General features: G+C 63.6%; 8 protein-coding genes. 1 reads left to right on the top strand and 7 read right to left on the bottom strand.

The window, feature by feature from the left end; translation table 11 throughout:
* Positions 1 to 123: 123 nt before the first annotated feature.
* From NKJ01_RS30265 to NKJ01_RS30250, 4 genes are all read right to left on the bottom strand, one after another.
* The gene (locus tag NKJ01_RS30265) at positions 124 to 1,245 is read right to left on the bottom strand and encodes a tetratricopeptide repeat protein (RefSeq protein WP_352733763.1); all 1,122 of its coding nucleotides are present in this window, start codon (positions 1,243 to 1,245) and stop codon (positions 124 to 126) included.
* Positions 1,242 to 2,147 (bottom strand): non-homologous end joining protein Ku, encoded by a 906-nt coding sequence (ku, locus tag NKJ01_RS30260; protein WP_352733761.1) that lies wholly within the window; start codon positions 2,145 to 2,147, stop codon positions 1,242 to 1,244. Before ku ends, NKJ01_RS30265 begins: the two co-directional genes overlap by 4 nt.
* 439 nt (positions 2,148 to 2,586) lie before the next feature.
* Positions 2,587 to 5,067: a DNA ligase D gene (ligD, locus tag NKJ01_RS30255; protein ID WP_352733759.1), complete on the bottom strand. Its 2,481-nt coding sequence runs from the start codon at positions 5,065 to 5,067 to the stop codon at positions 2,587 to 2,589.
* Between the two features lie 112 nt (positions 5,068 to 5,179).
* Positions 5,180 to 5,497, bottom strand: a complete 318-nt coding sequence (locus tag NKJ01_RS30250; RefSeq protein WP_352733757.1) for a hypothetical protein — start codon at positions 5,495 to 5,497, stop codon at positions 5,180 to 5,182.
* A gap of 420 nt (positions 5,498 to 5,917) precedes the next feature.
* Here NKJ01_RS30250 and NKJ01_RS30245 point away from each other — a divergent pair, with 420 nt between their 5' ends.
* The gene (locus tag NKJ01_RS30245) at positions 5,918 to 6,232 is read left to right on the top strand and encodes an EthD family reductase (protein ID WP_352733755.1); all 315 of its coding nucleotides are present in this window, start codon (positions 5,918 to 5,920) and stop codon (positions 6,230 to 6,232) included.
* Positions 6,233 to 6,289: 57 nt separating this feature from the next.
* Here the strand turns inward: NKJ01_RS30245 and NKJ01_RS30240 are convergent, their stop codons facing one another.
* From NKJ01_RS30240 to NKJ01_RS30230, 3 genes are read right to left on the bottom strand one after another with little or no spacing between them, the layout of a single operon-like run.
* Complete coding sequence (locus NKJ01_RS30240) at positions 6,290 to 7,507, bottom strand: GNAT family N-acetyltransferase (RefSeq protein WP_352733753.1); 1,218 nt, start codon at positions 7,505 to 7,507, stop codon at positions 6,290 to 6,292.
* Between the two features lie 8 nt (positions 7,508 to 7,515).
* Positions 7,516 to 8,823, bottom strand: coding sequence for a lipopolysaccharide biosynthesis protein (locus NKJ01_RS30235; RefSeq protein ID WP_352733751.1), 1,308 nt, complete (start codon positions 8,821 to 8,823; stop codon positions 7,516 to 7,518).
* A complete protein-coding gene (locus tag NKJ01_RS30230) occupies positions 8,820 to 9,989 on the bottom strand; it encodes a glycosyltransferase (RefSeq protein WP_352733749.1) in 1,170 nt (389 codons plus the stop codon). The genes NKJ01_RS30235 and NKJ01_RS30230 overlap by 4 nt, the downstream gene beginning before the upstream one ends.
* Between the last annotated feature and the right edge of the window lie 60 nt (positions 9,990 to 10,049).

Genomic DNA, 10,049 nt, shown 5'->3' with positions numbered 1-10,049 from the left:
GCCCCGGCCCCCGCCTCCGCCGCCGCCCCCCCCCCCCCCCCGCCCCCCCCCCCCCACCCCCCCCGGCGGGCCCGGCCCCCCCCCCGCCAGAGGGGGGTGCTCAAGCGCCAGCATAACTTCCACTCACCCCGCCGTCCGCGCCAGCTGCATATCCACGAACTGCACGCCTTTGGCCGCCACCCCAGCCCATTCCGAATCTGCATCGAGTTCGAGATATCGCACCCACAGCCTACGCGCCTCCAGCAAATTGCCGGCGTCGAATTCCAGCCTCGCCAGGTTGAACACCGGATCGGCATAGGTCTTGTCCAGTGCGATCGCCTTCTGCAAATGCCTTCGGGCCGAAGCCTCGCGGCCTTGCTCGCTCATCAGCCCGGCAAGGTTGAACCAGGCCTCGACGAAGGCCGGATCCAGTTTTATCGCCCGGGCATAGTCATGCGCGGCCTCCGCTGCGTGGCCGCCGGCGCGCAGGCAGTTGGCGCGGTTGAAGGCGGCAATCGCATCGCCCGGGTCTATCGCCAGGCAGCGCTTGTAGAGTGCGGCAGCGCCATCATGGTCGCCGCCCTCCTCCGCAGCCTCGGCCTCGGCAAACAGCTCTTCCAGCGTGTCGTCGCGCTCTGCCCCGGCTGTTCCGAGGTCGAACAGCAACTGCCCGTCGAGTTCGCTCTGGCCGTCCTCAAGGTAGATCGCATCCGCGCGCCCGTGCTGCGAGCCGACATTGAGCGACTTGGCGGTGAGCGAAGCGACCGGGCCGGAACGATGGACGGAGCGCGCGATCGCGCCCCATGTCGCACCGCCGGCGATGAGCCCGGCATATTTGCGCGCCAGGATCAGGTCGCGGAAGGAGTACGGTTCTGCGTCATGCTCGAACGCATCGAACAGGCTGAGCAGGTCGAGGTCGGCGCCCGATAGCCGCGCTTGCTCGATCAGCGATTGCCGCGACAGCGAAGATGCTTCCGGCGCCTTCATCAGCCCGAGTAGCCGCAGGAAACCGTTCTCGCTGAGGAGTACGCGCCCGGCTGTGCGCTCGGCGGCGACGCGGCGCTCGATCTCGGAGTCGCCGTTCTTCGTCAATCCAGCCTTGGGGAGCATCGTGCGGCCGAACACGACATGGGTCGTGCGCCGGGTTATACCACGCCGCAACTGGCCGTGCTGGCGTTCCACTTCGCGCGCGGCCAGCCTGAGCGGAAACGCCGCCAGCGCGCCGACAGTGCCGAAGACGGCCCTCGGGACGGCCGGTGCCGTCATTTCTTGCTCTTGCCGACCGCCTTCAGCAGATTGGCCTTCAACGGATTTTCAGCAGCGCCGCCCGCTGCCGCCTTCCTGGCGGCGGGCTTGGCAACCTCGTCGGCTTTGCTCTTCGACTTGGCCGGCGGCTTCGATTGCGACAGGCTCGCCTTCAGCGCATCCATCAGATTGATGACATTGCCGCGCTCGGGTGCCGCCGCGATGATCGGCTTGTGGCCCTTCAGCTTCTCGCGGATCATCGCCATCAGCGCGATCTCATAGCGGTCCTCGTAGTTCTTCGGATCGAAGGTGGTTTCCTTCTGCCTGATCAGGGCTTCGGCGAGCTGCAGCATTTCCGGATCGGGCTTGCCGGCCGGGATGTTGCCAAAATATTCAGCCGTGCCACGCACTTCGTTCGGGTTCCTCAACGTGCACACGAACATGCCGTTCTCGCGCGCGCCGATCGTCACCACGCGTTCCCTGCTGGACAGCACAAGGCGGGCGATCGCCAGCTTGCCGGATTTGCGCATGGCTTCGCGCAGCACGGCGAAGGTCTCTTCCGCCATCGCGCCATCGGGCGCCAGATAGTACGGCGCGTCCTGATAGATGACGTCGACGTCACCCTCGTCGACGAAAGCCTCGATGTTCATCGTGTGGTTGGATTCGATGCGCACCGCGTCGAGGTCCGCATCATCGATGATGATGTACTGCTTGTCCTCGTATTCGTAACCCTTGACCAGGTCAGAACGCTCGACGAGCCCGAGTTCCGGGTCGACCGGCTTCATATTGATGCGGTTATGGGTCGTCTTGTGCAACTGGTTGAACGAGATGCGTTCGCTGGCACTGGTGGCGGGGTATAGCCGCACCGGACAGCTGACCAGACTGAGTTTGAGGTAACCTTTCCAACTTGCCCTGGGCGCCATGAAACACTCCTACGCGGTCATGCACTGACATTTTAGCTTGAGCATGATCTTATCCGAAAACCGGTTCCCACTTTTCGGGATCATACTCTTTGCAGCGCTTTTCGTCCGAAGGACGAACGAGGCTGCGGAAATCCTACACCGACCCCGCACGATACAGGGAAATTCCTGACGAAATGTTCCGGTACGTCTTTGTGGTCGTGGGGCAAGAATAATTCAAATTGTCGAAAGCGTCGATGGACTCTGGGCTCGGCTTCGCCGGACCTGGGTTCCTCGCCCCCATGAAATGGGGGAGAGGTGGCTCGGCGAAGCCGAGACGGAGAGGGGGAATGGCGCAACCCTATCCCAAGCTGGATCAGAGAAGCCATCTTCAACCGCTGGCGCCGCCCCCTCTCCGTCCGCTTCGCGGACACCTCTCCCCCATTTCATGGGGGCGAGGAACTTAGTTCTTCAAGGTAGGCAAATCCCGCGCGAACTCGTCAATCTCCGCCCATGGATCCCCCGACGTCGCCAGCAGCCCCGGCAACGAGGAATAATTCAGGTCCTGCGGCGCATCGATGGATTCGAGGTCGCTCCAGCTCACCGGTGTCGAGGCCGGCAGATTGGTGCGGGCGCGTAGCGAATAGGGCGCCGCCGAGGTGTGGCCGCGCGCGTTGCGGTGATAGTCGATGAAGATGCGCTTTTTGCGGTTGTCCTGGCCCATGGTGGTGGTGAAGGTGTCGGGCGCTGTGGCGGCCAGATGCGTGGCGATGGCGCTGGTCGCCTGGTGCAGCTTCTTCCAGTTCTGCTTGCCCGTCACCGGCACGGTGATGTGGATGCCGCTGCCGCCGGACGTCTTGGCGAAGGGCACCAGCCTCAGCCCCTCCAGCTCGCCTTTGATGTGCACGGCGGCCTCGATCACCTCGCGCCACGAAATCCCCTCGCCGGGATCGAGGTCGAAAACGATCTGGTCGGGCCTGTCGAGGCTGGTGCGGTGGGTGCCCCAGGTGTGGAATTCGACGACGCCGAACTGCGCCAGCGCCAGATAACCTTTTGCGCCTTCGACCGAGAGATAGGATTTGGTCTCGCCCTCGGAGTTGGTCGCCTCGAACGTCACCACCGATGGCGGCATGCCGGTAAAGGCATGACGCTGGAAGAAACAGTCCTTCGGCAGGCCGGTCGGGCAACGCACCAGCGACACCGGCCGGCCGAGAATGTGGGGCAGCATGAAGTCGCCGACCAGCGCGTAATAGACGGCGATGTCGAGCTTGGTCGGGCCGGTCTTGCCGAACAGCCGCCGCGTCGGGTTGGTCACCCAGATGGTGGCGAGATCAGCTTCCGAGATCAATCGCTTGCGTGTTGACGACACCGGCGTCGACAGGCCGACATCGCGCAATCCCCGAAACACCGCGTGGCGCAACGCATTGTCCGATGTGCGGTTGGCGTAGTGGATGCGGGCCGAGAGCAGCGGCTTCACCCAGTTCATCTCGCGCATGATTTCGCGCGGCGCCCCCTCCGGCGCCGTCGCTCCTGCCGTGAGCGGTTCCAGCCTGGCGAGCAGTTCAGCCGCGGTCCCGGCATCAAAGCCGGTGCCGACCTTGCCGCGATAGTGCAATTCACCGTCCTCGAACTCGGCCAGGCCGAGGGCTGCAAGACCTTCGGCCGCATCCGATGTGGTGTAGCCGGCAATGACGAAGTCATCGCTTTGCAGCGCCTTGGTCTTGGTCCAGCTCTTGGTGCGGCCGCTCTGATAGGCTGCGGTGGCACGCTTGGACACGATGCCCTCCAGCCCGAGTTCCGACGCCTGGTCGTAGAGCCCCTGCCCGGAGCCCTCGACGTGGTCGGAGAACTGGATGGCGGAATTGGCGCCGAGGCCGGACAGCAATTGCGCCAACAGCGCTTTGCGCCGGACCAGTGGCGCCTTGGTAAGGTCCCAGCCGTCGAGATGGAGAAGGTCGAAGGCGTAGAAGTGCAGCTTGCTGCCGGCGCCCTCGGCCAGCGCGTCCTGCAGCAGCGCGAAGCGGCTGATGCCCTTGGCGTCGAGCACGACGATCTCGCCGTCGATGATGGCGTCGCGGCATGGCAGCCTGGCGAAGGCGCTGGCCAAGTCGCCATAGCGTTTCGTCCAGTCGATGCCGCCACGGGTGATCAGCCTGACCGCACCCTCAGTGACATGCGCCATGGTGCGGTAGCCGTCGAATTTGATCTCATGCAGCCAGGCCTCTTTGGTGCTCTCGCCATCCGGTGGTTTTGGCACCTGCGTCGCCAATTGCGGTTCGATGCGGCTAAGTGCCGGGGCCTTGAACGCGCCCGGCAGCATGCCAGGCTTCAGCGAACCCTGCTTGGGTGCGGGTTTGGCGGCCGGTTTCGCTGGCGCCACGAGCTCCTCGATGCGTTTCCCGGATTTGACGCTTTCGGGCCGCGCTGTGAGAATGTCGAGCGCGGTGTCGGAAGCGAGATCACGCTCCTTGAACAACAGCCAGTTTTTCTTGCTCGGGTCCTCACCGGGTTTCGGCTTCAGCCTGGTTAGCATCCAGCCGCCATTGAGCTTCTCGCCGGCCAGCCGGAACTTGAAGGCACCGGTCTTGAAACCCTTTTCGACGTCGTCCATCGGCGCCCAGGTGCCGGTGTCCCAGACGATCATCGGCCCGCCGCCGTACTCACCCTCGGGGATGACACCCTCGAAGTCGATATATTCGAGCGGATGATCCTCGGTCTCGACCGCCAGGCGCTTGTCGGCCGGATTGAGCGAAGGCCCGCGCGGCACCGCCCAGCTCTTCAGCACATCGCCGACCTGCAGGCGCAGATCGTAGTGATCTGCGGTGGCGTGATGCTTGTGGACGACGAAGCGGTTGCCTTCGCTGGCAATGAGCCCACCGGCCGGTTCCGGCGTCTTCGAGAATTCGCGTTTGGCGCGGTAGGTTGTGAGCTTGGGGGACGGCAAAGCTGCCGATCTCCCCCCTTGCGGGGGAGATGTCCGGCAGGACAGAGGGGGGTGCTGTCCCACCAGCATTTCGGATTTCCCGGCTCGGTGCGAACGGATGGAAGTCACGCTCTCAATCGTCGGTGGCCGGTACAAGTTCCAGTTCCGCCGGTGACAGCCCCTGCTGCAGCTGGCTCAACCGGAATTCATCGACCCAATAAGCCTCGCCGTCGACCAGAACGCGGGCCTGGTAGGTGCCGGCGGAGAAGCTCTGCGCGGTGATGTAGACCTTGTGGCGATCGAGCGCCTTGCGAACTGCTGCGCGCTTCGAGTTCTGGCCGATGACGGGACTGAACATGACGCTGCCCTCGGTCGCCCTGACACTTAACGCGGCCGCTTCCGCAGCCTGGCGACTGGCCTCAAGGATGACGGAGACGCGCAGTCCTGTCAATTTCGGGCGTTTGCACTGCGTACGAATGGCAATGCGGCAAACTTTCGCCATGGGTTATGGGCGGCCCCTTATTGGAGCTGTCTTCAGCTGCCGACAGGGACCGCCCACCCGCCTTGCGTCCTTCCCAAGACAGGAGATCAGATAAGCGCATCGACCCCGACCCGCTTTGACCTGGATCAACTGCGAAATGCGGCCATGGGTTTTCCCCTTGGCAAGCGGCGCTTGCCCACCCGGCGCGACGATGCCGGAGCCATGCTTGCACCGGCCGCCATAAATGGCGAACGATCATGGCGCCGTCGCAAAGCTATTGGTCCTGCGAAAAACTCCGCCGCTGTCGAAATCCGCTCCCAGTGAACGACATTGGTGCGGCGCCGACGGACATCGCGGCGTTGATCACGCCAGATAACAAGGAGTCCCAGCATGGCCAAGATGCTTGTCATCTACAAAACCCCCGCCTATCCGGCGGCCTTCGACCGTCACTATTTCGATATCCACCTGCCGCTCGCAAAGCAGCTTCCCGGCCTGCGGCGCTACGAAGTCAGCAAGCAGCCGATCGTGAACCTATCGCCGGGCGAGGTGCCCTACATCGTGGCGACCCTCTATTTCGACAGTCTGGAGGCCATTCGCATCGCCTTTGCCAGCGAGATCGGCAAGGCCTGCGCCGTTGACCGGCGCATATACGCACCTAAAGACGACGATGCGATGATGCTGCTTTTCGATTCAGAGGCGATGTGAAGTGTAAGACGGTCGGTCCGGAGTGCGTCAAACAAAGAGGTTGCAGGGCAGCCGCCCTCAGGACTTCAATCGGCGCAGGCTGCGCACCAGGCTTTGAACGGTCGTGAACAGCCGCGGATTGGATCGCACCGTGCGCTCGGCCCGTCCGCGAAGCGAAGCGACGGCCGCCACGCTCTTGCCGAGCAGCGTCGGCGTTTCGTCGATCTCGGCCAGAACGGAACCCTCGGCGCCGAACTGATCCTTGTAGGACTGCCCACCAACCGAAAGGTCGAAATAGTCGAAGCCCTTCTGGCGCGCCCATACCATCAACCGACCCATGATCAAAATGCCGGCCGAGACGTTGCCCACCAGGTCCTGGTCTATCCCGATCACGAGCGTGTGCAAGGTGCCTTGTCGGACCAGCGTGTACTGCGCGGCGACCCAATCCTCACCGGTACGCAATCCGAAGACCCGCACCGATCCGTCTGACAGGCCCTGAAGGGCGGCATCACGATAGAAATCGACAACCGCCGGCTGGGCCAGCAGGTCGAAACGCCCCAATCGGCGAAAGCGCTTGAGCCGCATCTCGACAAGCGTCTCGAAGATAGTCGACACCAGGGCCGGCGTGTCGGCCTCGACCAGATCCGTCTGGCCGTGCCGCTCAAGCCGGCGCCAATCCTTGTTGAAGGTTTTGACAAAGGACGGCCTGCCATTGCGCTTGATCAGGGTTTCCGGATCGCCGTCCAGGACGAGGCCGGATGTGATCTGGTTGGAATCGCGAGAGGCCGCCAGCATCGCCAACGGATTGGCCACGCCGTACAACTGGCGCGGAATTCCCCTGATATGGATCCGATCCGCGGGCGGCAGGACGGACCGCACCGCCGCCCATGCCGCCTCGGCACCCCGGGTGGTCCACGGGCTCGCGTCCGCCAAAAGCGGCGCTGAATAATCGCAGACATCACAGCTCAGCCATTCTATCACCCGATGTCCGAACCTCGAACTCCGCATCAGCGGCATGAGCATTTTAAGGTCGCCGGTTCCGGCGTCAGCCACCTCGACGACCAGCAGTTCGGCGCCTGCGGGCATCAGCCGCTTGGCGACCTCCTCGACCCACGCGTAATGCTGATGGGCGGTGCAAACACCATCTGCCTGGTAGCGCAGCCAGAGCGGCCTGACCGCTTCCAGGCTGGTGTGCAATCGCGCCGTGAAGGCATCGTTGGCGACGGCTACGGGACTGGAAGCCTGCCCTTCGGACAAGCCGGTCGCCGCAGCACTTTGCGCTGCCTGGCCTGCCATATCTTCTCCTATCGCTTTGCCGTTGCGAACGGGACTGCCCGCCGCCACGAACCCAATCGGCTGTAACGCGCCTCATCTGGATGCTCGAGATTCCATATGCGGTGATGCGCAAAATACCATGATGCCGCGAGCACGAAGGTCTCGGAGACGGCTGAACCCACCAACGCCCATGGCGGAGACGCAATCGCCAGCAGGATCGCGATCAGTACTAGCCCGACGACCGCACCGCCCATCGTGGTGAACGCAACGATCCGGAAATCGCCGAGTATTTCAAGCACGATGCGGGGCATGATGTAGAGCATGATCGGGACAAAATTCGCGATCACGAAAAACCCGATGAAGCCGACCGAGGCATCCTGGAGGGCCTGGGATTTTATTGTCGGCAGGACGAACATGATCGCGCACCCATAAACCAGGCCGCCGAGCCCCATGACGATCGCCCACATCTTTGCCTGCGCCCAAACACGGCCTGTTTCGTGGTTCCGCATCAGCCTCGCCAGTTCTGGCTGCGTCATGTTTACGAAAGCAAGACTGATGATGCGCAGCGGCGCAAACAGCACCAGGACCGCCGCCAGCGGTGCATAGGCGGCAGGCCCGGCAATGCCCGCGAACAGCAGCGCCAGACATTGACCCTGGATGTTGGTTGTGGTCGCGCTGAATGCCGACCAGCGCAGCTGGTGCCAGAGCCTGATATAACGTCGTCGCGTCGGCATACGGAAGCTGACGCGAAGTGTGCGCCGAGCCAGCCGAACCAGGACGAAAATGCCGAACACATTTGCCACGGCAAGTGCATAGAACACCATCTGCAGCGGCTCTTGAGCCAGCCAGGTCGTCAGCCCGGTCAGGAAGGTGCCGACCATAGTAAAAGCCGCATCGCTGATGGAAACGACCACCTGCTGGCGACGCGCGAAGAATGCCGTGCGCATATGGCTGCGCAGCGACCACGCGCCGACGAAGCAGCCTGCGGCAATTCCGCTTGGATCGCCAAGCAGATGCATCAAGATTGCCGTGCCTACGGCCATCAGCAACGCCACGATCAGCGCCGCCGTTCCGAAGGCCACGTCATGGGCGTCGACGCCGGCGCTGTTGGTGCTTTTGCTCATCCAGATGCTGGCGGGAACGGCGGTGAGCGACCTGATGTAGGACAAGCCGACGCCGCCCATCACCATGGCAATGGCGAAGAGGCCGTAGCCCTGCGCCGACAGCAAGTGCAAGAGCGCGATGTTGAGGGCAAAATGAAAGCCGCTCTGCATCGCCTCGCCGCCGATCATCAGCACGAGCCGTCGAACCAGATGGCTCGGGAACGCAACCGTCACGGCCTTGTCTCCGCTTCGCGGACTGCCCGCGCCCGGTCCGGCCTCGCCATGGTCGTTCTCAGCTTGTCGGCGGCGATCGCGGCGATCGCGGCCGCGGCGACCGGCTCACTGAAGATCGTCTCGTAGCGCTTGCGGCCGGCGGCGACAAACCTACGCCAGGCCTGCGGCCGCAGGATGATCTCCTGCAATTTCACGGCAAGAGCTCCTGCATCGCCGGGCGGAACATGCCAGCCGGTCTCGCCGTCGCTGACCACTTCCACCAGCCCGCCGATCGCCGATACCAGTGGCGGGCGGCCATAGGCCATCGCCTCGATGGCGACGCGCCCCAGCGATTCCGGACGCCGCGACGGCACGGTGACGATATCGGCCCAGCGGTAGTGCTCCGAAGGGTCAGGCACGAAAGGCAAGACGCCGACGCGCCCGGTGAGACCCATGGTCTCGACCAGTTCGGCCAACGCGCGCTCGCGCTTGGTACTTTCGAAGGCTCCGCCGACCAGCCGCACTTCGATCCTCGCCTGCAGCGCCGGCGGCATCGAGGCAATCGCCTCCAGCAGCACCTCCTGCCCCTTGATCCTGTTGATGCGGCCGAGCAGCAGCACGCGCAACGGGCGCTTGCCGTCATAGGTCGTCGGTTCGACCGCCGCCGGCCCGGCAACACCGTTGTAGATGACATGCGTTCGCGCGGCCTTGGGTTCGCCGAACGCGGCGCGCGTTGCGCGCGAATTGAAGATCAGATCCGCATGGCTCCAGTGCATCAGGCCGACGAGTATCCTGCGCATTGCGCCTTCGGGGATTTCATGGATATGCAGGACGGCCTTGCGGGGAAGAAGGCGCGCGGCCAACGCATAGTCGGCTACGATCGAGGTGTTGACGTAAACCAGGTCGCAATCCCTGAGACGCCGCCACGCCCTGAACACGGCAACCGGCAATCGCGCCATCTCTACCGTCGCAAGGCGCGCTATCGCCTGACGCCTCAACACCCAGAGCGGTTCGAAGACGATCCGGCTGGCATGGGCTTCCAAAATCTGCAGGATCGGTCCACCGCGCGGCAGAACCACCTCGATGTCGGCCGACGGAAACGCCGCGCGCAACGCAGCAACGCTCTCCGCGAAGCTACGGTCCGAACCATAGAGTTCATAGCCCTGATGAACGCAGGCAATCCGCATCTTTGTTTCCCGCCAGGTGCTACAACCATCGCGCTGGCGATAATGTGCAGAGGCATTGCC

Origin of the sequence: Mesorhizobium sp. M0276, assembly GCF_040321755.1 — a bacterium.
Lineage (GTDB): Bacteria > Pseudomonadota > Alphaproteobacteria > Rhizobiales > Rhizobiaceae > Mesorhizobium.
This window is presented reverse-complemented; position numbering and strand designations above follow the sequence as displayed.

What these genes read in the sequence shown, in the direction of transcription:
- NKJ01_RS30265 (WP_352733763.1), bottom strand. Translation starts at nt 1,245, where the DNA reads ATGACGGCACCGGCCGTCCCGAGGGCCGTCTTCGGCACTGTCGGCGCG.
- ku (WP_352733761.1), bottom strand. Translation starts at nt 2,147, where the DNA reads ATGGCGCCCAGGGCAAGTTGGAAAGGTTACCTCAAACTCAGTCTGGTC.
- NKJ01_RS30245 (WP_352733755.1), top strand. Translation starts at nt 5,918, where the DNA reads ATGGCCAAGATGCTTGTCATCTACAAAACCCCCGCCTATCCGGCGGCC.
- NKJ01_RS30240 (WP_352733753.1), bottom strand. Translation starts at nt 7,507, where the DNA reads ATGGCAGGCCAGGCAGCGCAAAGTGCTGCGGCGACCGGCTTGTCCGAA.
- NKJ01_RS30230 (WP_352733749.1), bottom strand. Translation starts at nt 9,989, where the DNA reads ATGCGGATTGCCTGCGTTCATCAGGGCTATGAACTCTATGGTTCGGAC.